General features: G+C 66.6%; 24 protein-coding genes. 9 read left to right on the top strand and 15 right to left on the bottom strand.

The features are described 5' to 3' along the window. On the top strand, window positions 1-756 hold the full coding sequence (locus AAFP35_RS01320; RefSeq protein ID WP_419219710.1) for an ABC transporter permease: 756 nt from the start codon (window positions 1-3) through the stop codon (window positions 754-756). Between the two features lie 13 nt (window positions 757-769). Here the strand turns inward: AAFP35_RS01320 and AAFP35_RS01315 are convergent, their stop codons facing one another. The 9 genes from AAFP35_RS01315 to egtB all read right to left on the bottom strand — a co-directional run bounded on the left by AAFP35_RS01315 (window position 770) and on the right by egtB (window position 12,127). Further along, window positions 770-1,465 (bottom strand): hypothetical protein, encoded by a 696-nt coding sequence (locus AAFP35_RS01315; RefSeq protein ID WP_419219708.1) that lies wholly within the window; start codon window positions 1,463-1,465, stop codon window positions 770-772. A 142-nt stretch (window positions 1,466-1,607) separates the two neighbouring features. Then, window positions 1,608-3,230: an ABC transporter family substrate-binding protein gene (locus AAFP35_RS01310; RefSeq protein ID WP_419219951.1), complete on the bottom strand. Its 1,623-nt coding sequence runs from the start codon at window positions 3,228-3,230 to the stop codon at window positions 1,608-1,610. 29 nt (window positions 3,231-3,259) lie between these two features. Continuing rightward, window positions 3,260-5,377, bottom strand: coding sequence for a dipeptide ABC transporter ATP-binding protein (locus tag AAFP35_RS01305; RefSeq protein WP_419219707.1), 2,118 nt, complete (start codon window positions 5,375-5,377; stop codon window positions 3,260-3,262). Then, on the bottom strand, window positions 5,374-6,264 hold the full coding sequence (locus AAFP35_RS01300) for an ABC transporter permease (protein WP_419219706.1): 891 nt from the start codon (window positions 6,262-6,264) through the stop codon (window positions 5,374-5,376). The genes AAFP35_RS01305 and AAFP35_RS01300 overlap by 4 nt, the downstream gene beginning before the upstream one ends. A gap of 1 nt (window position 6,265) precedes the next feature. Beyond that, entirely contained in the window at window positions 6,266-7,249 is a 984-nt protein-coding gene (locus tag AAFP35_RS01295) for an ABC transporter permease (RefSeq protein ID WP_419219705.1), read from the bottom strand. Between the two features lie 190 nt (window positions 7,250-7,439). After that, window positions 7,440-7,817, bottom strand: a complete 378-nt coding sequence (locus AAFP35_RS01290) for an SHOCT domain-containing protein (protein WP_419219703.1) — start codon at window positions 7,815-7,817, stop codon at window positions 7,440-7,442. Between the two features lie 164 nt (window positions 7,818-7,981). Next, window positions 7,982-9,781, bottom strand: coding sequence for an alkyl/aryl-sulfatase (locus AAFP35_RS01285; RefSeq protein ID WP_419219702.1), 1,800 nt, complete (start codon window positions 9,779-9,781; stop codon window positions 7,982-7,984). A 100-nt stretch (window positions 9,782-9,881) separates the two neighbouring features. Beyond that, a complete protein-coding gene (gene egtD / locus AAFP35_RS01280) occupies window positions 9,882-10,838 on the bottom strand; it encodes an L-histidine N(alpha)-methyltransferase (RefSeq protein ID WP_419219701.1) in 957 nt (318 codons plus the stop codon). Continuing rightward, window positions 10,835-12,127: an ergothioneine biosynthesis protein EgtB gene (gene egtB, locus AAFP35_RS01275; RefSeq protein ID WP_419219700.1), complete on the bottom strand. Its 1,293-nt coding sequence runs from the start codon at window positions 12,125-12,127 to the stop codon at window positions 10,835-10,837. Before egtB ends, egtD begins: the two co-directional genes overlap by 4 nt. A 242-nt stretch (window positions 12,128-12,369) precedes the next feature. Here egtB and AAFP35_RS01270 point away from each other — a divergent pair, with 242 nt between their 5' ends. Then, the gene (locus AAFP35_RS01270) at window positions 12,370-13,116 is read left to right on the top strand and encodes a Clp protease N-terminal domain-containing protein (protein WP_419219699.1); all 747 of its coding nucleotides are present in this window, start codon (window positions 12,370-12,372) and stop codon (window positions 13,114-13,116) included. Between the two features lie 100 nt (window positions 13,117-13,216). Here the strand turns inward: AAFP35_RS01270 and AAFP35_RS01265 are convergent, their stop codons facing one another. After that, window positions 13,217-13,726 (bottom strand): DUF5709 domain-containing protein, encoded by a 510-nt coding sequence (locus AAFP35_RS01265; RefSeq protein ID WP_419219698.1) that lies wholly within the window; start codon window positions 13,724-13,726, stop codon window positions 13,217-13,219. Window positions 13,727-13,869: 143 nt separating this feature from the next. Here AAFP35_RS01265 and AAFP35_RS01260 point away from each other — a divergent pair, with 143 nt between their 5' ends. Together AAFP35_RS01260 and AAFP35_RS01255 are read left to right on the top strand one after the other, a co-directional pair. After that, the gene (locus AAFP35_RS01260; protein WP_419219697.1) at window positions 13,870-15,003 is read left to right on the top strand and encodes a hypothetical protein; all 1,134 of its coding nucleotides are present in this window, start codon (window positions 13,870-13,872) and stop codon (window positions 15,001-15,003) included. Between the two features lie 103 nt (window positions 15,004-15,106). Next, entirely contained in the window at window positions 15,107-15,694 is a 588-nt protein-coding gene (locus tag AAFP35_RS01255; RefSeq protein WP_419219950.1) for a hypothetical protein, read from the top strand. A 67-nt stretch (window positions 15,695-15,761) separates the two neighbouring features. Here AAFP35_RS01255 and AAFP35_RS01250 read toward each other — a convergent pair whose 3' ends face one another. Continuing rightward, window positions 15,762-16,331 (bottom strand): HdeD family acid-resistance protein, encoded by a 570-nt coding sequence (locus AAFP35_RS01250; RefSeq protein ID WP_419219696.1) that lies wholly within the window; start codon window positions 16,329-16,331, stop codon window positions 15,762-15,764. Window positions 16,332-16,402: 71 nt separating this feature from the next. Between AAFP35_RS01250 and AAFP35_RS01245 the strand changes: the two genes are divergently transcribed. After that, window positions 16,403-17,305, top strand: coding sequence for an acyl-CoA thioesterase domain-containing protein (locus tag AAFP35_RS01245; RefSeq protein WP_419219695.1), 903 nt, complete (start codon window positions 16,403-16,405; stop codon window positions 17,303-17,305). Window positions 17,306-17,392: 87 nt separating this feature from the next. Next, window positions 17,393-18,460 carry a DUF4185 domain-containing protein gene (locus tag AAFP35_RS01240; RefSeq protein WP_419219694.1) on the top strand — a complete coding sequence of 356 codons (1,068 nt, stop codon included), beginning with the start codon at window positions 17,393-17,395 and terminating at the stop codon, window positions 18,458-18,460. A 57-nt stretch (window positions 18,461-18,517) separates the two neighbouring features. Here the strand turns inward: AAFP35_RS01240 and AAFP35_RS01235 are convergent, their stop codons facing one another. The 3 genes from AAFP35_RS01235 to AAFP35_RS01225 all read right to left on the bottom strand — a co-directional run bounded on the left by AAFP35_RS01235 (window position 18,518) and on the right by AAFP35_RS01225 (window position 20,929). Next, the gene (locus AAFP35_RS01235) at window positions 18,518-19,159 is read right to left on the bottom strand and encodes a DUF305 domain-containing protein (RefSeq protein WP_419219693.1); all 642 of its coding nucleotides are present in this window, start codon (window positions 19,157-19,159) and stop codon (window positions 18,518-18,520) included. Between the two features lie 91 nt (window positions 19,160-19,250). Continuing rightward, window positions 19,251-19,661, bottom strand: coding sequence for a hypothetical protein (locus tag AAFP35_RS01230; protein WP_419219692.1), 411 nt, complete (start codon window positions 19,659-19,661; stop codon window positions 19,251-19,253). Between the two features lie 74 nt (window positions 19,662-19,735). Then, entirely contained in the window at window positions 19,736-20,929 is a 1,194-nt protein-coding gene (locus AAFP35_RS01225; protein ID WP_419219691.1) for a phosphatase PAP2 family protein, read from the bottom strand. Window positions 20,930-21,106: 177 nt separating this feature from the next. On the opposite strand from AAFP35_RS01225, the gene AAFP35_RS01220 reads away from it, so the two are divergent. The 3 genes from AAFP35_RS01220 (at window position 21,107) to AAFP35_RS01210 (ending at window position 24,303) form a co-directional block, all read left to right on the top strand. Beyond that, window positions 21,107-21,322 (top strand): hypothetical protein, encoded by a 216-nt coding sequence (locus AAFP35_RS01220; protein WP_419219690.1) that lies wholly within the window; start codon window positions 21,107-21,109, stop codon window positions 21,320-21,322. A 60-nt stretch (window positions 21,323-21,382) separates the two neighbouring features. Continuing rightward, complete coding sequence (locus tag AAFP35_RS01215) at window positions 21,383-22,153, top strand: deoxyribonuclease IV (RefSeq protein ID WP_419219689.1); 771 nt, start codon at window positions 21,383-21,385, stop codon at window positions 22,151-22,153. 317 nt (window positions 22,154-22,470) lie between these two features. Further along, window positions 22,471-24,303 (top strand): acyl-CoA dehydrogenase, encoded by a 1,833-nt coding sequence (locus AAFP35_RS01210; protein WP_419219688.1) that lies wholly within the window; start codon window positions 22,471-22,473, stop codon window positions 24,301-24,303. Between the two features lie 243 nt (window positions 24,304-24,546). On the opposite strand, the gene AAFP35_RS01205 is transcribed toward AAFP35_RS01210, so the two are convergent. Then, window positions 24,547-25,323 (bottom strand): SDR family NAD(P)-dependent oxidoreductase, encoded by a 777-nt coding sequence (locus AAFP35_RS01205; protein ID WP_419219687.1) that lies wholly within the window; start codon window positions 25,321-25,323, stop codon window positions 24,547-24,549. Between the last annotated feature and the right edge of the window lie 8 nt (window positions 25,324-25,331).

Below are 25,331 nucleotides of genomic sequence, written 5' to 3'. Positions count from 1 at the left end.
GTGAACTCGGTCGGTGACGCCGTGATCCGGATCGGCCCCGCGCTGGCGATTGTGGTGGTCATCCTGGCGATTCTCGCCGTGGTGATCAATCGCGCGGGACGGACGGGACACACGCGCGAGGTGATCGTCGCCACGGTCCGCGCGACGGTTCAGCTGGCCGCTTTGGCCGCCGTTCTGGGTCTGGTCATCCAGCGCGCCTGGGCGTGGGCCATCTTCGTGGTCGTGATGGGCTGCGCGGCCGCATGGACATCGGCCGGCCGGATCACCGGGCGGCGCGCGTCGCTGCGTGGATCGGTCTACTGCCTGCTCCCGGTCGCCCTCGCCACGATCGTCATCGTCGCGACCATGGTCGTGATCGGGGTGTTACCCGCCTCCGGTCTCGCGGTGATCCCGACCGCGGGCATCATGTTCGGCGGGGCGATGAACACGGCCTCACTCGCAGGGCGACGCGCACACGACGAACTGCGCACACGTGCCGGTGAGGTCGACGCTGCGCTGTCGTTGGGTTTGCTACCGCGTGACGCCCGCCTGGAGATCTGCCGAGAACCTGCGGCGACTGCGTTGATCCCGGGTATCGATCAGACCCGCTCGGTGGGACTCGTGACGATCCCGGGCGCCTTCGTCGGCATGGTGCTCGGCGGTGCGTCGACCACCGCGGCGGCGGTCATGCAGCTGTTCGTCTTGATCTCGCTGCTGGCGGTCAGCTCGATCGCCGTCGTGGTCACCACCGAGATGGTGGGTCGGGACGTGCTGTGAGGTGCCCTGCTCCCTACCGCAACCTGCAGGGGATCCGCAGATAGGCGCCGAGCGCGCAGCTCGAGCGGTCGGAGAACACCCAGTGGTCGTCCTTCCAGACCCAGTGGACGCGGATGCGAGCCGGCGTCCACCCGGCCGAACCGACCGCCAGGGTCGCCGACGCGGTGCTGCCGGTGACGGTCACCGGCCCCTTCACCAGGTAGGTGAACCCGAGCGGTTCGAGGGCCCGCACCGTCCGTGTGATCGGTTCGACCTGCGGCAACGCGCGTGTTCCGCTCTCCAGGTACAGCGCCTTCTGTCGTCTCGTCGACGGCCCGACGATCGTGTCCAGCTCGGCCTGGAGCTCGGCCGTGGTCGGGATCGTCCGTCCTTGCGGTGTCATGGGTGCCGCTGCGTACGACGGCAGGACCGGCTCGGAGATCTCCGGGATCAGCCCGGTCGAGGGTGCCGACGACACGTTGGTGGCGACGTCTCGCGCAGCCAACGGCCGCACCGCGCCCGGCATGTTCTCCCCCGGCGCCAGCGCCGACAGTGCCGACGAGGCGGGAAACGAGAGTGGTGGCGCGGCCCCCGGCCCGACAGCGTTGATCGAGGGTTTCTGGTCGGAGGCCAGCTGCGTCGGTACCGATCCGGCGAGCCCGCCGGTCATCAGTACCGCGGCCATCACGGCCACACCCGCGGCCAGCAACGGAGTTCGTCGGCGTGCCATGGGCACTCCCAACTGCTCGAGCAACAACGTCGCCCCCACGGGCGACCGTACTCGCGTGCCGCGGCGGGTGTCCGGGTTTCACCAGAGCGTGACCTTCGCTTGACCAACGTGAACCGACGACGGCCGGCATCACTGCGTCCGACTACTCCTGCCAGCCCACGTCCTCGACCGGCCCGACGTAGAACTGTCCGGCCCCGTAGTTCGCCAGTCCCTCCTTCACCGCGTACATCGCCGGGCCGTTGAACAGCGGAAGGTCCGAGTACTGACCGAACGCCGTGCGCTCCACCGCGTTGCCTGCCGCGATCTGGGCTCTCGGGTCGGGGATCTGCGCGACGCGAGCGATCTCGGCGTCGAGTTCCGGAGAGCCTGCGCCGACGCGGTTGAGCTGCGATCCCTCACACCAGGTTTGACACAGGTATGCCATCCCGAACGGATCGGAGGACGAGAACCCCATCAGGAACAGGTCGAACTCCTTGTTGATCACCACCTGCGAGAAGTCCGACGCAGGTCGCTGGTCGATCGTGACCTCGACACCGATCTTGGCGAGGATGGCCTGGAATGCGCGGGCCAGGTTCTGCATGGCGGGCGCATCCGACAGGATCGGCAACGTCAGCGTCAGACGTGCGCCGCCGCGTTCCCGGATCTCGTCGTCACCCGTCGACCGCCAGCCCGCCTCGTCGAGCAACGCCCGAGCTCGGTTCGGGTCGTAATCGATCACGCCGGACACGTTGTCCTCGTACCCCGGTTGGAACGGGTACATCTGCAGGGACCCCGGCAACGGTTCGGTGTAGTTGAGGCCGGTGAATCGGATGCGTGCCAGTGTCCGGCGGTCCACCCCACGCAGGACGGCCTCGCGGACGCGCCGGTCACCGAGGATCGGGGTGTCGAGGTTGACCATCAGGAGGTTGTTCTGCGGAGCGGCCGCAGTGCGGATGTCCACACCTCCCATGGTGATCACCTGGGCGCGGGAGTCCTTGGTCGCCACCCCGATCGCGTCGAGTTCACCGTTTCGGAACGCGTTGATCGCCGCCTGGTCCTCCATCTGCCGGAACACCCGTCGGTCGAGCTTGCCGCGGTGCCCCCACCACTGTGGGTTGCGGGTGAAGGTCACGACGCCGGTGTTCGGATCGTAGCCACCGATCGTGTACGGGCCTGCGCCCCACTCGGGGTGTGGATTCTGCAGATAACCCTTGTTGTAGACCTCGGCCGAGTTCACCTTCGGGTGCAGCAGCTGGTTGAACAGGCCGTCCGGCCACGCCCAGACACCCCGGAACCGCACCACCGCCTGACGGTCGTCGACGCCGCGGGTGACCGAGGCGATCTGGTCGTATCCGTCGGTCGAGCTGACGATGTAGTTCGGGTCGGCACCACTGCTCGCACGCCAGGTGTTCACGAACGACCGATAGTCGATCGGTGTGCCGTCGTTGTAGTGGGCCTTCGGGTTGATGGTGTAGGTGACCACCGTCTTTCCGTCGACCAGTTCCTTGCGGACGTCGGTGAGGTAGTCCCGGTTGAACGAGTACGTGCCGTCGGGGGCGAAGTAGGCGAGCGTCGGGTTGTACCAGCGCCACATCAACTGGGTGTAGGCGGTGCCGTCGGCGTGGAAGGTGTTCCACTGCGGGCTGACTTCGGTGATGGCCGTGGTGAGACTGCCGCCGTCACGCAACGCTTCGCGTGGCTGTGGATTGAGATCGGCCCCCTCGGTGGAGACCGCGGAATCATCGAGGGCGACACCGCAACCCGACACGTAGGCGACGGCCACCATGACGGTGAACAGCACCACGACGAGCCGCCTCACGATGCACCTTCCTCGACGAACGGCATCCGGTCGGCGAAATGGCACGCCGAACGATGCTCGCGGGCCGACGACGCCTCGGTGGTCGGCGCCAGCGCGGGAACCTCAGTGCGACAGCGGTTCCGGTCGGTATCGTCGAGCGTCTGGTGCAGCGGACACCGGCTCACGAACGCACACCCGACCATCTCGTCGGTGGCGCTGGGCTGCTCGCCGCGCAGCACGACCGCAGAGCGGTCGCGCTCCACCTGCGGATCGGGTACCGGAACCGCGGACAGCAGCGCCTGCGTGTACGGATGCCGGGGATCGTCGAAGACGTCTGCGGTGGAACCGGATTCGACGAAACGACCGAGATACATCACGGCCACCCCATCGGCCATGTGCCGCACCACCGACAGATCGTGCGCGACCACGAGGTAGGCGACCCCACTGTCGGCCTGCAGTCTTTCGAGCAGGTTCACGATGTCGGCCTGGACCGAAACGTCCAGCGCCGACAGCGGTTCGTCCAAGATGATCAACTTGGGCTCCGTGGCCAGTGCGCGCGCGATGGCGAGTCGCTGTCGCTGACCGCCGGAAAACGCCGCCGGGTACCGGTCCGCGTGCGCCGGATCCAGTCCGACCCGCTGCAGCAGCGCCGACACCCGGCGCTCGGTCTCCACGCGCGACAAACCCAGGGCGCGTAGTGGTTCGGCCACGACTTCGAAGGCCGGGAACCGCGGGTCGAGGGCTTGCGCCGGATCCTGGAAGACGATGGAGACGTCGCGGCGCAGCACGCGAGCCGCCCGTCTGGACAGATCCCTGGGATCGGTGCCCGAGAGCCGCACCACGCCTGCGGGTTGATCGAAATCGATGACCTCCAGCAACGTGGTGGACTTGCCGCTGCCGGATTCGCCGACGATGGCCAGCGTCTGTCCGCGCCGCACCGTGAAGGAGATGTCGTCGACCGCGCGGACCGTCCCGACCCGACGTTTGAGAAGACCTGTGGTGAGCGGGAATTCCTTGCGGAGCCCGGTCACCTCGAGGACGGTCGGTCCGGCGACATCTGCGTCGACGTCGGAGCCTCGCGGGTTGGCCGCATGCGCGAACACCGGCTGATCGTCGATCAACCCCGGGCCGGTGATCTCGTCGGCTCGCAGGCACGCGGCATCGTGATCGGCGGCGGGCTGCGCTGTCGCACCCATCGGCAGCAATTCCGGCTCGCGGTTGCGGCAGTCGTCGAACGCCAGCGGGCACCTGGGCGCGAACTGGCACATCTCCGACGGATCGATGAGCACCGGGGGCGATCCGGCGATCGGAGTGAGCATGTCGGTGACCCGGTCCACCCGCGGCATCGCCCCGAGCAGCCCGATCGTGTAGGGCATGCGCGGTGTCGCGAACAGGGTGTCGACGTCTGCGCGTTCCACCACGCGTCCCCCGTACATGACGAGCACGTCGTCGGCGTTACCCGCCACCACCCCCAGATCGTGGGTGATGAGCAGCAGTGCCGCACCGGTTTCGGCCTGCGCGGTGCGTAACAGCGACAAGATCTGCGCCTGGATCGTCACGTCGAGCGCGGTGGTCGGCTCGTCGGCGACGATCACCGCGGGTTCGTTGGCGATGGCCATCGCGATCATCACGCGTTGGCGCATCCCACCGGACATCTCGTGCGGGAAAGACGTTGCGCGACGGGCAGGATCGGGAATCCCGACGAGGTCGAGGAGTTCCACGGAGCGTGCGCGAGCCGCCTTCTTGCCGATGTCGCGATGCGCCCGCAGCGCCTCCGAGATCTGGTCACCGACGGTGAACACCGGTGTCAACGACGAGCTCGGGTCCTGGAAGATCATCGAGATCTCCCGACCCCGGACCGATGACAACTGCTTGTCGTCGAGACCGACGAGTTCCCTCCCGTCCAGGCGAATCGAACCGCGCACCGTGGCGCTGTCGGGAAGCAGTCCGAGGATCGCCATCGCGGTGACCGACTTCCCCGATCCCGACTCGCCGACCACTCCCACCGACGCGCCTGTGGTCACGTCGAGTGAGACGCCGCGAACGGCATCCACCCGGCCGGCCTCGGTGCCGAACGAGACGTGCAGATCGCGCACCGACAGAACCGGGGTCGCCGACGAGGTGTCCGTGCTCATGCGCGGGCCCCCGATTCCGACGTCGGATCGAGGGCGTCGCGCAGCCCGTCGGCGATGAGCGCCATCGACACCGTCAACAGGGTGAGCACCGCCGCCGGGAAGTAGAAGAGCCAGGGCGAGGCGAACAGCGCACCCGCACCCGACTGCAGCAACGCGCCCAGCGTGACATCGGGGATCTTCACGCCGAGTCCCAGAAAGGACAGACCGGTCTCGGCCAGCACCGTGGCCACGACGCCGAGCGCGAAGTTGATCACCAGCAGGGAGGCCAGATTGGGCAGGATGTGCCGGATCACGATCACCACCGGCGATTCACCCAGATACCGTGCGGCACGCACGTAGTCGCGCTCTCGGATGGACTGCGCCATCGAGTGGATCACGCGGGCGAGCATCATCCAACCGGTGAGGGTGAGCACCACGATCAGCCAGCGCCAGTCACCGCCGGTCTTGTTGGCGGTCAGCGCGATGATGAGGAAGGTCGGCACCACCAGCAGCAGGTAGATGACACCGAGGATCACCCGTTGGACCCATCCGCCGAAATAGGCGGCCAACGCCCCGACGAATGCTGCGATCACCGTGGTGCCCGCCGATACCGTCAGTGCGATCACCAGCGACCGCTGCAGGCCGTGCACGACCTGCGCATACAGATCGTTGCCTGCATCGTTGGTGCCGAACCAATGTCCCGACGACGGAGGGAAGCCGATCGCGAGGAAGTCCGAGTCGGTGTACGACCAACGGGTGAACAACCCGCCGAACAGGGCAAACGCCACCAGGAGGACGAAGATCACCAACCCGACCAGCGCTGTCCGGTTGCGGGCGAATCGTCTGGCCACCAGGCGAATCCGCCCCTTGCGGCGGCGCGCGACGGGAGGCTCGGACACCATCACCATGTCAGCTCACTCTCACCCGCGGATCGAGGTACACCACGGCGAGATCGGCGAGGATCGCCCCGACCGCCGTCGCGAGCGCGCCGAATGCGGCCACCGCGACCGCGCCGTGGATGTCGTTGGTGTTGATCGAGGTCACGAAATAGCGACCCATCCCCTCCCAACCGAAGATCGTCTCGGTGATGACCGCGCCGGTGAACACGGCCGGGATGGCGAAGGCCACCCCGACGGCGACGGGAATGATGGCCGTGCGCAGGGCGTGCCGACGCACCGCGACACCGCGGGTCAGACCCTTGGCGCGCGCCGTTCGCACGTAGTCGGCGTTGATGGTGTCGAGCAGCAGCGACCGCTGCATGAGGTGCAGGCCCGCGTACTGCACGATCACCAGCGTGATGGTCGGCAGGATCAGATGTTTGATGCGGTCGGCCACCACCGGCCAGAACCCGTGCACATCGACGCTCGACGATCCGGCCACGAACACCACGGTGTGGCCGAACTGCTGGTTGACCGCGATGCCGAGCAAGACGACCGCGAGACCGGCAACCGCGACCGGGATGTTGATCATGACGATCGAGACGAATTGCCAAGCCCGGTCGGCGAACCGGTAGTGCCGAAGTGCGGTGTACACCCCCAGCGCGATTCCGAGGATCGTGGCGAGCACGGTGGCCCCGGCCAACAGCTGGACCGACGACCAGATGCGGAAACCGACCTGCGCGTTGACACTGGTGCCCACGGGTGTCGCGCCCCAATCCCAATGCAGGACAACGCCGGTCAGCCACGTCCACCAGCGTTCCAGGATGGGCGTCTTGTCGTTGAGGTTGTAGCTGTCGAGCGTGTTGTCGACGACGTCGGGTGGCAGCGGCGGTTTGCGTTCGGCGTAATTGGACCTCGGCTCCAGGAACCACGAGGCGAGGAAGAAGGTGAGGTTGGTGGCCAAGAACACCAGCACCGCCCAGGCGGCGATGCGTTTGCACAGGTAACCGACCACCTATGACCTCTGTCTCGGCTGCAACTCGGGCTCGGCCGACGTCGCCGACCGTGGTGCCCCATTGTGTCAGCGTGACGATGGTTCCGCGCGGTTCGACGCGGAACGGTTTCCGAGCCGATCCCACCCGCCGAGACGACGAGGCGCCGTGGACGATATGTCCACGGCGCCTCGCTCCGGAGTTCCGGTCGGGTTACGACAGGGCTTTTGCCTTCAGCGCATCGAACTCCTGCTGCGTGATGGTGCCTGCGTCGAGCAGCGACTTGGCATCGGCGATCTGTTCAGCCGGGCTCTTGCCCGCAACCGACTGGATGTAGTTGTCGGTGGCCGTCTTGGCCTCCTGCACCGCCTCGTTCTGACGTTCGGCCATGCCGCGCCCCTTGACCAGCAGGTACACGATGGCGGTGAGGTACGGAATCAGGACCAGGAAGACGATCCAGACCGCCTTGATCCAGCCGGAACTCTTGTCACGGAACAAATCGATGATGATGTGCCACAGCACGATGAGGTAGGCCACGAAGGCGAAGATGACGATCGTGTACCAGATGAAATCCCAGAACGAATCCCACATACGGGTTGCTCCTTGTGCTCAGTGTGGCGTGCTCAGGCACGGCGACCGGTTGTGTCGTCGTGCCTGAGAGCTTGCCACAGTCCATACCTCGAGGCATCGTCACACGGGCCGTGTCTCACAACAATCACCCTCGCAGTGTGAGACTCGCGGTCGGCCCAGCCCGCTCAGGGCGTGACGATCGGGAACGCCGGATCGGCCTCGTCGGTCAGCCCGACGATCGTCGAGATCGCCGACGTGTCGCCGTCGAGGCCGATCCCGTCGGTGCCTGCGCCGGCCAGCAGGCCCAGTAGCTGCTGCTTGGTCAGCGTGACCACAAGGTCTGCGGGATCGGACCGATTCGTCGGGTAGTGGATCAACACACCGTTGGACAGCTCCATCCGATAGGTCTCGGAGACATCGCTGAACTGCCACCGGATGGATGTGGTCGCGTCCCAGGCGCGGGGGCCGTCGATCCGGATGGCGAGGCTGTCGAACACCTGCGTGATGGTCAACGCCGTGGCCATGCCGGCGGCGCTGACCTCCGCGGGATGCGGCGGCCCGTCGACCTCACTGGCTCCGACGAGGTAGTTGTTACGCCACGTGGCACATTCCGAGCCGTAGCCCAGACGGGTCAGCGTCTCGGTGAGAACGCTTTTCGCGCCCTTGTGATCGGGCTCCGCGAACACCGCGTGGCTGGCCAGCTCGGCCGCGAAGCGGAGGTCGCCCTCGTCGGCGAACTCCTGCGCCTTGGCCACGACCGCATCGATACCGCCGATCGCCCGGACATACCGTGCCGCCGCGGCTTCCGGAGGATGCTGCCAGAGATGGGCGGGGTTGCCGTCGTACCAACCGAGATAGCGCTGGTAGATGGCTTTCACGTTGTGACTGACCGAGCCGTAGTACCCATGGGTGTGCCAGGCGGCGTCCAACGCCGGTGGCATCGCGAAATCCTCGGCGATCTCGGCACCCACGAAGCCTTTGTTCATCTGACGCAGCGTCTGATCGTGCAGGTAGGCGTACAGATCGCGCTGTTCGGTCAGGAACCGGATCAGGTTCTCGGTACCCCAGGTCGGCCAGTGGTGCGAGGCGAAGGCGACGTCGGAGTCGTAGCCGAACATCTCGACGGCCTCGGCCAGGTACCGCGACCAGTTACGCGCATCGCGCACCTCGGCACCGCGCAGCGTGAGCAGGTTGTGCAGATTGTGAGTCGCGTTCTCCGCCATACAGAGTGCGCGCCGATCGGGGAAGTAGAAGTTCATCTCCGACGGGGCCTCGGTCCCCGGGGTCACCTGGAAGACGATGCGCACCCCGTCGAGGTTTTCCTCCTGACCGGTGTGGGTGATGTCCACCGTCGGCGCGAGAAGCCCCACCGTTCCGGTCGAGGTGCTCGGTCCGAGCCCGGCACCCAATGTGCCGGTCGCACCTACCGGCAGCACCACACCGGTGTGGTACATCCCGCGCCGCAGCATGGCTCCACCTGCGTACACGTTCTCCGAGACCGCATGCTCGAGGAAATGCTCCGGCGCCAGGATCGGCACCGTGGTGTCGGCGTCGACCACCCCGAGCACGCCGCCGAAATGGTCGATGTGTGAGTGCGTGTAGATCACCGCGGTGACGGGACGCTCTCCGCGGTGTTCGCGATACAGCGACAATCCGGCGGCGGCGCACTCGGCGGAGACCAGCGGGTCGATCACGATCACGCCGTTGTCGCTCTCGACCAGGGTCATGTTCGACAGGTCGTAGCCCCGGATCTGGTAGATACCATCGGTCACCTCGAACAAACCGTGGATCGCCGTCAACTGCGCCTGACGCCACAGACTCGGATTCACCGTGTCGGGGCATTCCCCGTCCGTCGCCGCGGCGAATCCGGCGGCGTCGTAGACCACCCGGCCACCATCCGCCCGTACCTCGGCAGGCTCCAGGACCGCGACCAGCCCTCTGTTCGCGTTGTCGTAGTCCGTTCGATCGGCGAAATCAGCAGGCATCGGCACTCCGTTCGTCAAGGCCACAGACCGTACCGAAACGCTATCGCGCACCGGTGCCGGTTGTCCCGATATCGCGAACTCGTCACCGACAGTTCGGTTCTCAGCGCCGAGACAGGGCGAGGACGAAATCTTCCGCGCCGTCGGTCCAGGTCTGCACCACGGGCAGTCCTGCGTCGCCGAGTTCGTCGTCAAGTGCTCGTCGATCGAACTTGGTGCTGATCTCGGTCAACACCTCCGCACCGCGGGGCAACCGCCAACTCCGCTGCAGCACTTCGAAATACACGTCGATGTCGCGGCGCGCACGCAACCACATCTCGATGCGGTGCCGTCGCGGATTCCATCGGGCGATGTGGTCGAAGTCGTCGACGTAGAGCCCCTGCGCATCGAGCCCGCTGCGCAGCACCTCGATCATGTTGCGATTGAAGTCGGCGGTGACCCCGGCCTTGTCGTTGTAGGCCGCCACGAGCCTGCCGGTGTCCTTCACGAGATCGGCGCCCAGGAGGAAGAAGTCACCCGGCGCGAGCGCTGCGGCGAGCCTCTCCAGGAAGACCGCCCGCTCCTTGTCGTCGAAGTTGCCGATGGTGCCGCCGAGGAACACGACGATGCGCGGACCCGGTGCCGGCGGCAGCGCCAGGTCGGGTGCGGTGAAGTCGCCGACGACGGGTTCGACGGCGATGCCGGGATAGTCAGCGGCCAGGGTGACCGCCGACGATTCCAGTATCTCGGTGCTGACGTCGAGCGGGACATAGGTGAACCCGTTGCCGGTCTGGGCGGCCCGATCCGCGAAGGCGCGCAACAGCAACCGTGTCTTGGTCGAGGTACCCGAACCGAACTCGACCATCGTCGACGCATCGGTGGCCGCGGCGATCGATGCGCTGTGCTCCTGCAGGATCTCGGTTTCCCGACGCGTCGGGTAGTACTCGGGCACCCGGGTGATCTCGTCGAAGAGGCGACTGCCGCGCTCGTCGTAGAGCCACTTGGTGGGCAGGGTCGGCGGGTCGGACCACAGTCCGTCCAGCGCATCCGCGGCGAGCGGATGGTCGGCGCTCGCGGTCATCGGGCCAGCCGCAGTCCGGAAAAGGCCCACCTCGACGAGGCCGGGAAGAAGTTGCGGTAGGTCGCCCGCTCATGTCCCGGCGGTGTCACCGCGCTCGCCCCGCGCAGTACGTGTTGATCGTTCATGAACTTCCCGTTGTACTCCCCCACGGCGCCGTTGGCCGGCACGAAGCCCGGATAGGGCAGGTAGGCACTGGCCGTCCATTCCCACACGTCACCGATCATCGTCGCGCCGGCGCGTCCCGGGTGACATCGCGCCGGATCCAGCAGCTGCCCCCGATCGGAGCCACCGGTCTGAGCTGCAGCCTCCCACTCGAATTCGGTGGGCAGCCGTGCGCCTGCCCACCGCGCATACGCATCGGCCTCGAAGAAGGACACGTGCACGACCGGTTCGTCGGGCACCACCGGCCGTCGTCCGGACAACGTGAAGGTGGTCTGCTCTCCGTCGACCTCCTGCCAGTAACCCGGTGCGCGCCAGCCGGTCTCGTTGATGTGCGCCCAGCCGTCGGAAAGCCAGAGTTCGGGGCGGCGGTATCCGTCGTCGGCCATGAACGCCATCCACTCCGCGTTGGTCACGGCACGTTCGGCGATCTCGAAGTCTTCCAGGAAGACCCGGTGGCGCGGACCCTCGTTGTCGTAGGAGAACCCGTCACCACCGGGTTCGACACCGATCTCGGTGATGCCGCCGGCGATCGACCGCCACGTCAGCGGCTCGGGTCCGGCTCCGACGTCGCATGCGCGATCCACGTACACGGGGGCGAAGGCATGCGTGGAGAACAGATGCTTGATGTCCATCAAGATCAGTTCTTGATGCTGCTGTTCGTGGTTGCATCCCAGCTCGAGCAATGCGAGCTGTGCGTCGTCGAGCGCGCCCCGCTCGAGCAGATCGACCATCGCGCTGTCCACGTATTCGCGGTAGTGGCCGATGTCGGCCACCCCGGGACGCGTCACCAAGCCGCGGTCGGGGCGCGGATGACGCGCGCCGACGGCCTCGTAGTAGCTGTTGAACAGGTACCGGTAGGTGTCGTCGTAAACCGTGTACGAGGGTTGTCTGCGCAGGATGAACTCCTCGAAGAACCAGGTGACGTGGGCCCGATGCCATTTCGTCGGGCTGGCGTCGGTCATCGACTGCGGGGTCTGGTCCTCGGCGGACAGATTCGCGGTCAGGGCGTCGGTGCAGCGCCGCACATCGAGGAATCGACGGGCGGTCGGCTCGGCGGCCGTGCGCACATGCTGCGTCGATGAGGGCGTGGTCGATGATGGCGTCGGCATTCGATTGGTGATGCTCACTGGTACCTCCCGCGGCACATTGGTCGGGACGGGACTGGCAACCCTGTCGTCCATCGTTGCCAGCGGCCGTAGTGCTGTCAACGACGCAGCCCCACTTCGCCACAGCGGGTATGGACGACACGGGCTGGGACGACACCGGCTCGTCGATATCGCATCACACCCCACCGACAAGTTCCGCGATTCGCGAGCCGCCGTCAACGATCGGTTGACGATTGAGGTTTCGTCAACCTACTGTTGACGACATGGACGAGCCCACGCACCTCAAGAACATCCGACTCGATGACCTCATCAGCGCGATCCGCGCCGTGCACGACAACCCACTCGACCAACTCTCCGACGCGGTGGTCGCCGCAGATCATCTCGGCGACGTCGCCGACCATCTGATCGGGCACTTCGTCGACCAGGCACGCCGTACCGGGGCATCGTGGACCGAGATCGGCGCGAGCATGGGGGTCACCAAACAGGCCGCGCAGAAGCGGTTCGTGCCCCGGTCACCGGCGACGACATCGGACGCGGCGACCGCCGACGAGCCGAACCCGTTCTCCCGCTTCACACCTCGTGCACGCAATGTGATCGCCGAGGCACACAACATCGCCGTCACCGAACATGCCGAGCACGTCACCCCCGAGCACCTCGCGCGCGGTCTGGCCGTGGCACCCCAATCGGTCGCCGACCTCGCACTGCGCGCGCAGGGAGTGGGACTCGACGACCTGTCCGCGGCATGTACTGCCACCATCGATGCCACTGCGGCGACCGGCACCGACGCCGACGTGAAGACCCTCGTGCCCTACGACGACCGATCGAAAGCGGTTCTGGAGAAGACCCTGACCACCGCACTGGAGATGGGGCACAACTACGTGGGCACCGAGCACCTGCTGCTCGCGTTCTTCACCGACGAGACGCTGGCCGCGACACTGGTGTCGGTCGGCGTCGACGCCGACGTGGCACGCGATTCGATCACCGAGGCCCTCGCCCAGTTCGAACACTAGGCACCCGCCGACACTCGCCGGATCGGTACCCGGACGCATCTCGGGTTCGGGTACCCCGGCACTCGCGTCCGGTCAGTCGGCCGCGGGCGGCGGGCACGGCTCAGTCCCGGTACTCCTCGGACTCCTCCGAGTCCTCGACCTCGTCGGTCGTGATGTAGTGCACGGCGGCCTCTTCGGCCGACGCCCCGGCGCCGTCGATCCCGGCGTCGGTGGCGAACGCCTCCTGGTCGGTGTCGGCGCCGACACCCTCGTCCGGGGCGATCAGCCTGCCGGCGCGGCGGTCGCCCGCCTGATCGCCGTCGGCGAACCCGTCGTCACGATCGCACTCGTGTGAGCGCCAGTCCTTGTTCGTGTCGTCGAGCGGATCCGTGGCCCCGACGTCGGGCGTCTCCTCCGCCAGACGCTCGTCGAGGGACTCGCCCTCGCGCTGTTCCTGCGTGGTCAGCCCCCGACGCGCCCCACTGGGACGATGATCGGGCGGCGAGTATCCCTCGTCGAGCACGTCCTCGACCCCGCGGTCGACGAGCGAATCCCCGGGCTGGAGCTGGTCGTCCTGGTCGAGGCTGTATTCGCCGTCCGAACCTTCCGACGTGCTGTCGATGTCACTCACGAGGTTCACGATGCCAGTCCACGACCGTTGATTCCAGGGTGATCACCAAAGCGATACCGAGCGGCCATCACCGGTCGACCATTGGCACGACGCGCACGCGCAAACACTGTTGAGCGTGGTCGGTGTTCCGTATCCTCCGTGCCATGACCAATCCGCCCGATCCGAACGATTCCGGCACCAGCGACTCCGGCCAGAGCGCCGGCGGCGACCCCGGACAGTCCCCGGAGCCGACGACGCCAGCCAACTACCCGCCCCCACCGTCGTCGCCCCCGCCTCCCCCGGGCGGTTACCCACCACCCCAGGGCCCGGGCGGATACGGCCCGCCACAGACACCCCCGCCCGGCGGGTACGCACCTCCGCCTCCGCCGCCGGGCGGATACGAACCACCACAAGCACCTCCGCCGCCACCGCCAGGCGCGGGGTACCCGCCACCCGGCGGGTACCAGAGCCCACCGCCACCTCCGCCACCATCGGGCGAGTACGCACCGCCACCTCCCGGCGGCGGGTACGGCGGACCTCCCCCCGGTGCCTACGGGGCCCCGCAGGGCGGGTACGGCGCACCCGGCTACGGCGCCCCCGGTTTCGGTGCACCTGCGGCACCACAGTTCTCGGTCGGGGAAGCGATCGGGTACGCCTGGAATCGCTACAAGGCCAACCCATTGCCGTGGATCATCCTGATCCTGGTCGGCGTCGTCGTGAGCGGTGTGATCAGTTACCTCGGTCAGACCTTGTCCGACGACGGCCGGAACTTCCTCATCCTCGCCATCTTCTCGATCATCAGCACGGTGGTCGGCTATATCTTCCAGGGCGCCTACATCCGAGGTGCCCTCGATGAGGTGAGCGGCACGAAGGCCGATTTCGGCAACTTCTTCCGGATCAACTTCGGACCGGTCATCATCACCGCGCTACTCGTCGGCATCGGCACCTCGATCGGTCTGATCCTGCTGATCATCCCCGGTATCGTCTTCGCGTTCCTGGCGTACTGGGCGCTGACGTTCGTCGTCGATCGTGACGAAGACCCGATCCAGGGCATCAAGTCGAGTTTCTCGGTGATCAGCCAGAACTTCGGAGAGCTGTTCCTGCTCGCGTTGGCCAACGTCGGTCTGCTGATCCTCGGCGTCATCCTCTGCGGCATCGGCCTGCTGGTGACCATGCCGCTGGTGGTCATCTCGAGCACCTACGCCTACCGGCACTTCACGGGTGGGCTGATCGCCCCGATCGGTTCGGCCGCGGCACCGCCCTACCCGCCGACCTATCCCCCGAACCAGCAGTACTGACACCTACGATCACCTGCGACCCGACGTCGAAACGGTGCCCGACCATATCGGTTGGGCACCGTTTTGCATGGAACGCCCCCACGTGGTGTCACGGTCGGCGACAATGCAGAAGATGATCGAGGAGATGCAGGAAGAGGCCGAGTCCTTTTTCTCCGCCGGCGAGTATTCGCACGCCCTCGCCGAGTTCTCGGTACTGCGTGAGATCCGATCGCGCCGCGAGGGTCCGTACTCGATCATGTACCTGTCGAATCTGCACGCCTGTGTGCGCTGCATGTCGCACCTACAGCTGTGGTCGGACTCGACACCGCTGTGCCGGGAACTGCACGGCAAGTACGTACACACCCACGGTCCCGGGCAATCGGACACCGTCGACGTCGCCAAACACTGGGCGTGGGCGCTGTTGCATCTGCACGACTACCCGCCCGCCGTACGGCTGTACCTCATGACCGCGGACGCGCTCTGGGACGACGACCCGGAGCAGGCCCGCCGACTTCTCGCCGCCGCGGTGGCCCATCGCTCCGATGCCGACCCGCGCACGATGGTCACGCCCGAGGGCATGCTGAGCGACAGCCGTCGCCTGCGCCACGGTCACGACGTCATGGCGACCATCAACCGGCTGATCGACGACTTCCCACCGGACGCCGAATCCACCCGCGCCTCCGTCACGATCGACGGCCTCGTGTTGGCCTGACATCCGTGGTTCGGGTGTGCACCCGGCACGGGTGCACACCCCGCGCGCGGGTGCACCCGCCCGGGCGTCACACGGCCGGGGTGTTCACCTTCTTCGGCAACGTCAGCAGGGTCGCGACGCTGATCACGATGAGCAGGATTCCGGAGATCCACACCACGGTGGCCAAGGCCAGCGCCGGGATCGACATCATCACGATGCCGGCGATGATCGCGATGACGCCGGAGGCGACGAGGAGCCAGCGCGGTGTGTGCGCGGAGCCGGAGACCGCATGCGACAGATCGGCGACGCCCTGGAAGATCCAGCCGATACCGATGAAGATCGCCAAGAAGACCAGTGACTCTTCGGGATTGAACAGCGCGATGATGCCGGCCGCCAGGATGAGCACGCCGATCAGACCGAGTGCGAACCTCCACCCGCCGGACAGCAGATTCGACGCGAACGCCTCATAGAGCCGGAACAATCCGGCGACGATCAACGAGATGCCGAACAGGACGGCGATCACGACCAGCGTGGCCTTGGGCCAGACGAGAACGATGATGCCCAGGGCGATCCCGATGATCGACGTGAGGATCATCGCAGATCGGACCAGGCCGACCACCTCGTCGGGGATCTGCCTTGCGTAATCTGCAATTGTCATGAGCGAAGGTTAATACGCAGCCAGGGGTTCGACACTGGATTCACCCGTCGGACAGAAGGGAATTTTCTTCCGTGTCGCCGATCGCCTTTTTCGCTGTCGATTCCGGTTCGGATGCGGTCACCGCCGTTGATTCCGCCTCGGCTCCGATCGTCTACGCCCCCACCCGGTTCGCGCGCAGTCTCTGGGCACCGGGCACGCTCAACGGACCCGCGGTGTGCGCGCTCGCCGCGCGCGCGGCCGAGCACGACCACTCCGTACCCGGGTTCCGGCCCGCGCGCTTCACCATCGACCTGTTCAAGGTGGCCCGCGAGGTACCGACGTTCACTCGCGGACGACTCATCCGTGACGGAGGCCGGATCAAGGTCGCCGAGACCGACGTCCTCCAGTACGACGATCAGGGCGCCGAGGTCTCGGTGGCCCGCAGCACCACGGTTTTCGTCCGCGAGAGCACCAATCCGCCCGGCGAACGGTGGACGCGTCCGGCATCGACCATCGACTTCCGCCCACCGCCTGCCGCCCACGACGATCCGTTGCCCTGGTTCGGCTCCGAGACGCCGGACGACGACGGCACGAACCAGACGGCCTGGGACCAGGACATGGGCCGGCATCAGGACGGCCGCCGCAAACGATTGTGGACCCGGGCGGTGGCAACGGTCGCGGGTGAGGAACCCAGTCCGTTCGAGCGATCGGTGATCAGCGGGGAATCGACCAGCCTGGTGTGCAACTGGGGTGACACCGGGATCGGCTTCATCAACTGCGATCTGACAGTCGCCCTGTCACGTCTGCCGGTCGGCACCCGCATCGGCGTGGAGGCCGACACGCACATCGAGATCGACGGCATCTCCACGAGCACCACCTGCCTCTACGACACCGAGGGCATGTTCGGCGTCGGCATGGTGACCGGTGTGGACAACGCGGCCGCCGAGATCGATTTCACCAAGGTCGATCGCAGCGGACGCTACAGCGAGGCGTAGACCCGACGACCCGTCCGTGCTGGACGACCGACCAAGACCCGATACGTCACGCCCCGATCACCGAGGGGTCTTGATAGGGTCACGCTCATGACGCGGCGCATCGGACGATTGAGAACGGCACTTGCGGTCTCGGCACTGGCCACCGCCCTCACCGCCGGAATGGCAACGGCACCAGCGGCAAACGCACAGGTTGCCGGCCAGGCCTCGATGGTCGCACGTCTGACCGGACCGGGCGCCATCAACGACACCATCGGCAAATACAACATGGTGGGCACCGACCTCGGTGTCATGTGGGACAACGGCCACGGCGAGATCCTCACCGCGTTCGGTGACACCCAGTCGTTCAACGGATGGTCGCTGCTCTACGGCCAGCTGTTCTACTGGCGGTCCAATGTCCTGCTGCGCTCGACCGACCGCAATCTGTCCGACGGCATGACGTTCACCAGCCATGCCGGACGTCCGGGCCACGCCAAACGCCTGCTCAAGCCGAATCTCCGCCGCGAGGTCACCATCATCCCGACCGGCGGCATCGCCGCCAACGGCAAGCAATACCTCAACGTCATGTCGGTCAAGCACTGGGGCAACCCGGGCATCTGGAACACCAACTGGTCGGGTTTGGCGGCCTCGACCGACAACGGCCAGAACTGGAAGGCCGTCGACGCCTTCCGTCCGAACGGCGGCGGCAACCACAAGTTCCAGATGGTCGCCTACCTCAAGGTCGGCGACACGGTCTACATGTACGGGACACCCGACGGCCGCTGGGGCTCGGTCTATCTCGCGCGCATGAACGAGAAGGACATCGAACACCTCGGGAAGTACGAGTACTTCTCCTACGGCCGGTGGGTGCGCAACAACCCGGCGGCAGCCACCCCGGTGATGGGCCGTCCGACCGGTGAGCTCTCGGTCGCCTGGAACGACTACCTGGGCAAGTACATCTCGCTCGGCCAGGGCGACAACGGGGTGGTGCTGCGCACCGCGAACCGGCCGGAGGGGCCGTGGACCTCGGGGCAGATCGTGGTGCCGGCCAACAATCCGTACTCCGGCTACGCCCCCTACATCCACCCGTGGTCGAAGGGCAACACGCTCTACTTCACCTATTCCATCTCGGCCGGGTACCAGGTGTACCTCATGAAGCTGCCGCTGTTCCGCGACTGAGTCACCGCCGACCCGAACGGCCGGGTGCCCTGAGGTCAGGGCACCCGGCCGTGTGCATCACTTCCCGAGCAACCGGTTCATCTCGTCGATCTCCGCCTGCTGGGTCTGCTTGACCCGGGTGGCGAGATCGGTTGAGGCCGGGTCGATCCCGTCGGCGAGTTCGGCGTCGGCCATCGTCACGGCGCCCTGATGATGGGCGATCATGCCGGTGAGCCAGAGCCTGTCGAACTCGGCGCCCTGGGCTGCGGTGAGCGCAGCCATCTCGTCGGCGCTCATCATGCCCGACATGTCGTGGCCGCCGTGATCCGAACCCGAATCGTCTTGTCCGCCGGAGGTGTCGACGTTCCACGCGGCCAGACGCGCGGTCATCTCGTCGATCTCCGGTTGCTGCGCGGCCTTGATCCGGGCGGCGAGATCGACGACGGCCGGGTTGGTGGTCCGGCCGTCGATCAGGTCGGCCATCTCGATGGCCTGTTGATGATGCGGGATCATCATCTGGTTGAACATGACGTCGGCGTCGTTGTGCGACGCGGTCTTCGACGGCTCGGCCATCTGCGAGTGGTGTGACATCCCCGGCATCGACGAACCGGACGCGGGCGCCGAGGTGCCCGACGTCGAGTCGCCGGTGTCCGAGCATCCGGCGGCCAGTGCGACCGCCGCGGCGGCGGCCGGGATCAGGAGTGCGTGCTTTTTCTGCATGGTGAATCCTCTGCAACAGTTGATGATCCGCCCTGCGTGTGGGCAGGCGGAGATGACGGTGGGGCGGGGTCGACCCGCCCGTCACCGTCCATCAGCAACGGATCACCGAGAGTTGGAGATGAGTCGGTATCGCCCACGGTGGCGGACGACCCGACCGCAGGATCAGCGTGGCGCGTACCGACCGGAGCAAGGCGGGCAGCGGAAAACCCCACGCCAGCACCAGGACCGCGAGAATCACGATGTCCGGCTCACCCGCTCGGATGAACACGCAGGCGTGCTGGGCGGGCATGCAGTCGAGTGCTCCACCGATGGTCGGCACGTCGAGTTCGTGTGTCGACGACTGCATCGTCACCTGCTGACGGCCCTGTTGCTCGGCCGCATGATGACCGCCGGTCACGCAGTGTGCGATCACCGAATGCATGAACAGGATCGCCGCGGCAAGCCCGAGCAACAGACCGGCCACCACCGCACTGCGCGGGCGATGCAGGCGAACGGTCGACACCCCCCGAGGGTACCGAGCGCGTCCAGTGGACATCTCCCTGCGCCCGGGTGGTCCTGCCCGAGCTCGTCCCCGTCCTAGCTCGACACCACTTCCACGTCCTCGGTCTGCCCGGCCTGCTCGGCTCGACGTCGTTGGCGCGGGATCAGCCAGCGTCGGTCGATCGTCCGGTAGACGATGATGACGAACGCGGCCAGGCCCCACCCCAGCAGGATGTCGAACACGTAGTGCTCGGCGGTGTAGACCAACGTGAACGCCATCGCGAACGCGTAGCCCATGAACAACGTCTTGCCGAGCGCCTTGACCCGCGGCCACATGAACAGCGCCAGCAACATCGTCAGGCCGGCGTGCAACGACGGGATCGCGGCCACCAGGTTGGCCTTACCCTGACCTACCTCGACCAATGTCGACGCAGCGTGGATGTTCAGGAAGTTCCAGCCGCGCGCCGAGATGCGTTCTACGTACGGGGCTGCGCCGTCGTTGGTGGGCGTGACCTCCCCGAGGATGCCGCCTCCGGGCACTGCCCCCTCGGTGGCCATGCACTGAGGTTCACGCGGGTGGTCGACGACCTGCTCCGCGGTGCAGCGCGCTGCGGCCCACGGCGGCGCGGCGGGTACCAGCGTGTAACCCACCAGGGCGAGGAACGTCGTCGCGACGAAGCAGGCCGCATATCGACGCCATGCGGCCCGGTCCCGCAGCCACAGCACGGCCGCCGCCGCGTACGGGACGATGAAGTACGACATGTAGACCACGCTGGTGACGACTTCCCACCAGGGCGGCGACGCGTCCTTGAGGTGACTCTGCAGCCACACCGTCGGGTTGACCCCGAACAGCCAGTGGTCGACGTCGACGGCGAGATGCCATTGCGTCGGCATGTCGACGATCCGCGCCACATCGCGCGTCCAGTCGTAGAGCAACAAGATCAGCGCGAACGGCAACCAGTCGATGATCACGCTGACCGCCCGGCGACGACCGATCGTCGCCGCCACCATGCCGAGGCACAGCAGGATGATCAGTCGCGTGCGGTCGAAGGCGAGTCCGTAGACGACGATCTCGTAGACCATGAACGCCAGCCACACGGCGATCGCGATGCGGCGGACCAGCGTCAGATCGCGACGACCGGTCGATTCCACGTCCGGCGCGGCAGCGGCTGCGATGTCGTCGAGGATGGGCTCGACACCGGCAGGGGTGTCGTCCGTGTCGTCGGGGTCCGTGCGGGCACGCCCGGACCTGTCCGGCGGCGGGACGTCGACCGTCTCGTCAATACTCACCCATGAATCCTGCCCACCCACACCCCGCAACGGGGCACCCGACGCGTTTACCTGTCGTCAGCCTAGTGACCATGTCACGTTCGCGGTTCGGCAAACCGCCGCGCGCACGCATCCGGACGGCCGAAAAGCCCCTAGCATGGTGATCGCCATCACAATGCGATGCCCGGAGGTACCAGAGTGCCCGACAGATATCTGCGCTATGGGGACCAGCGCTACATCATCACCCGCGAGGCCGAAGCCCGGCTCGACCGCGCGCTCGACTCGGTGTACGGCGGGGGCAGCCGCGGTCACGAATGGTTGAGCCTCTACCCCGACACCCAGGCCCCCTGCCGACTGCTCATCGCCCCCGGCGTACCGATCACCGTGGAGACGTTGCCGGGCATCGACGACTGAGCCCCTCGACGACCGAGCCACCGCGAGCGGACCGTCGTGGGCGCCCTCTATCGTTGACACATGCGCATCGGAGCACATCTTCGCGAGGACACCGACCCCCTGGCCACCGCAGGCGAACTCGGCATCGACGTCTTCCAGATGTTCGTGACCGACCCGCAGGGCTGGAAGAAGCCGGCACCACGACCGGATGCGGTCGCCATCCGTGAGTCCGCGGTCGACGTGGTGGTCCACTCCAGCTACCAGATCAACGTGGCGAGCCTGAACAACAGGCTGCGGATGCCATCACGCAAAGCGGTCGAGCAGCAGGCCGCCGCGGCCGCCGAACTCGGCGCGTTCGGCCTCGTGGTGCACGGCGGCCATCTCCGTGACGGCGAGGCGGCGAAGGAAGGATTTGCCAACTGGCGCAAGCTCTTCGACCGCCAGATCGACAAGGGCGGCTTCGGAGTGCCGATCCTGATCGAGAACACTGCGGGTGGCGATCACGCGATGGCCCGCACCCTGGAGGCCATCGATCGACTCTGGGAGTCCGTCGGCGACTTCGATCAGGCCGGATTCTGCCTCGACACCTGCCACGCCTGGGCCGGCGGCGAGGATCTCGTCGGGCTCGTGGAGCGCGTCAAGGGAATCACCGGTCGCATCGATCTGGTGCATCTGAACAACTCTCGCGACGAGTTCGACTCCGGCCGCGACCGACATGCCAACCTCGCCGACGGCCACATCGATCCCGACGTGCTCGTCGCGGTGGCCGCCGCCGCCGACGCACCGGTGATCCTCGAGACCCCGGCCGACGGCATCCCTGCCGATCTGGCCTATCTGCGCGAAGCCCTCTGACGCCCGTACCCCCCGAACACACCTAGTCCCGGACGTCTGCAGTCCCGGACGCCCATAGCACCCGGACGTATGTAGTCCCGGGAGCCCGCAGCCTCCGACGCCGCAGCGTTCGGACCCGCGGCCGCGGACACCCTGGCCTTCCGACCCCCGCAGCCCTCGACGGTGTGACTCACCCCACCCCGACGACGGGCTGCATCCGCATGTCACCGGGATTGGCACGGATGGCGGAACCGGGGTATTCTTTGGTTACCGGCGAGTAACTTACTCTCAAGCCAAGACTCGTAAGCCCACCAGACTCAGCCAGATAAGGAATTCCCATGGGCCATTACAAGAGCAACATGCGCGACCTGCAGTTCAACCTCTTCGAGATGTACAACCTGGACAAGGTCCTCGAAGACGGCGATTTCGGCGACCTCGACCACGAGACCGCCGTCGACATGCTGCGCGAGGTCAAGGCCCTTGCCGAAGGGCCGATCGCGGATTCCTTCGCCGACGCCGACCGCAATCCGCCGGTGTTCGACCCGGACGCGCACACCGTTGCCATCCCGGAGAGCTTCAAGAAGTCCTACAACGCACTCGTCGAGGGCGGCTGGGACAAGATCGGTGTCGCCGAGGAGCTCGGCGGCCTGCCCGCACCGCGTTCGCTGTACTGGGCGATCGGCGAGATGATCCTCGGCGCCAACCCTCCGGTGTTCATGTACGCCGCCGGTTCGGGATTCGCCAACATCTTCTTCGACAACGGCACCGACGAACAGAAGAAGTGGGCAGCCATCTGCTCCGAACGTGGTTGGGGCGCAACGATGGTCCTCACCGAGCCCGATGCGGGTTCGGACGTGGGCGCGGCACGCACCAAGGCCGTCAAGCAGGAGGACGGCACCTGGCACATCGACGGCGTGAAGCGATTCATCACCTCGGCCGACCAGGACATGACCGAGAACATCTTCCACCTCGTCCTGGCCCGCCCCGAGGGCGCGAAGCCGGGCACCAAGGGTCTGTCGCTGTTCTTCGTTCCGAAGTTCCACTTCGACCACGAGACAGGCGAATTGGGCGAGCGCAACGGCGTGTTCGTGACCAACGTCGAGCACAAGATGGGCATCAAGGCGTCCGCCACCTGTGAACTGTCCTTCGGGCAGCACGGCACCCCGGCCGTCGGCTGGCTCGTCGGCGAGGTCCACGACGGCATCGCGCAGATGTTCGACGTCATCGAGCACGCTCGAATGATGGTGGGCACCAAGGCGATCTCCACCCTGTCGACCGGTTACCTGAACGCACTCGACTACGCCAAGGAGCGTGTCCAGGGCGCCGACATGACCCAGATGACCGACAAGGCCGCACCGCGTGTGACCATCACGCATCACCCGGATGTGCGTCGCTCGCTGATGACCCAGAAGGCATACGCCGAGGGCCTGCGCGCGATTTACCTCTACACCGCATCCCACCAGGATCCGGTGGCCGCGGACATCGTCTCCGGCGCGGACGCCGAGTTGGCGCACAAGGTCAACGACCTTCTGCTCCCCATCGTCAAGGGCGTCGGCTCCGAGCGTGCCTACGGCACACTCACCGAGTCGCTGCAGACCCTGGGCGGCTCAGGCTTCCTGCAGGACTACCCGATCGAGCAGTACATCCGCGACTCGAAGATCGACTCGCTCTACGAGGGCACCACCGCCATCCAGGCGCAGGACTTCTTCTTCCGCAAGATCATTCGCGACAAGGGTGCCGCATTCGGCCACGTGGCCGCGCAGATCCAGAAGTTCCTCGACGCCGAGGGTGGCAACGGGCGCCTCAAGGCCGAGCGCGAACTGCTCAAGACCGCCTTCGAGGATGTCCAGGCGATGACCGCGACCCTCACCGGCTACCTGATGGGCGCACAGGAGAATCCGAAGGACCTCTACAAGGTGGGCCTCGGTTCGGTGCGCTACCTGATGTCGGTCGGCGACCTGCTCATCGGCTGGCTGCTGCTGCGCCAGGCCGAGGTGGCGCTCGCGGCCCTCGATGCCGGCGCTGCCGGCGACGACAAGTCGTTCTACGAGGGCAAGCTGGCCGTGGCGAGCTTCTTCGCGAAGAACATGCTGCCGCCGCTCACCGCCATCCGCGGCACCGTGGAGAACATCGACACCGATGTCATGGAGGTCGACGAAGCGGTCTTCTGATCGCGACGCCGCCGCAGACGAACGACGACGCGGGCCGGAATGATTCCCGGCCCGCGTCGTCGTTTCTCGTTGTCCGGCAAGGGGATGCGTAGCGGGGTCACGCCGTCACGTGGTGCGGATCACCGGGCGGCTGCGGGCAACGACCTCGCCGACGATCGCTACAGCTGACTTCCACATATGAAACTCCCGCTGTCACAAGATGTCTCGAGTGACAGCGGGAGTGAGGACGACGATTGGTCGGGATTACTTCGGTGGCATCCGGATGCCGCCGTCGACGCGGATGACCTCTGCGTTCATGTACGAGTTGGTGACCAGTTCGACGACCATCGACGCGAGCTCGTCGGGCTGACCGAGACGGTGCGGGAACAGGACCGACTCGCCCAGCTTCGCCTTGAACGCCTCGGAGGCCTCGCCCTCGCCGTAGATCGGGGTGTCGATCAGCCCGGGGGCGATGGTGTTGACGCGCACGCCGATGGCGGCGAGGTCACGCGCGATCGGCAGGGTCATGCCGACGACACCACCCTTGGACGACGAGTACGCGGCCTGTCCGATCTGGCCGTCGAATGCGGCGACGCTGGCCATGTTGACGATGGCGCCACGCTCACCGGATGCCAACGGCTCGTTGCGTCCCATCGCGGTGGCGGCGAGGCGCACCACGTCGAACGTACCGATCAGGTTGATCGCGATGACCCGCTTGTAGGCCTCCAGGTCATGTGCCGACGAGAACTCGCCGTCACGGCCGACGGTGCGCTGCGCCCAGCCGATGCCTGCCGAGTTCACCGCCGCACGAAGGGGGCCGAGCTCGACGGCCTGATTGACGGCTGCCTCGATCTGCGCGGTGTCGGTGACGTCGACACGCACGAACGTGCCGCCGATCTCCTTGGCGAGTTCCTCGCCCTTGTCCGCCTGCAGGTCGGCGACGACGACCTTGGCACCCTTGGCTGCCAGCTGGCGAGCCGCGGCCGCACCGATGCCCGACGCGGCGCCCGTGACGATTGCACTTGCTCCATTGATATCCACGTCCGGAG

Source organism: Gordonia sp. CPCC 206044 (assembly GCF_048537895.1).
Classification (GTDB): domain Bacteria; phylum Actinomycetota; class Actinomycetes; order Mycobacteriales; family Mycobacteriaceae; genus Gordonia.
Note: the sequence above shows the minus strand (reverse complement) of the source record. Positions and strands in the feature narration are given on the sequence as shown.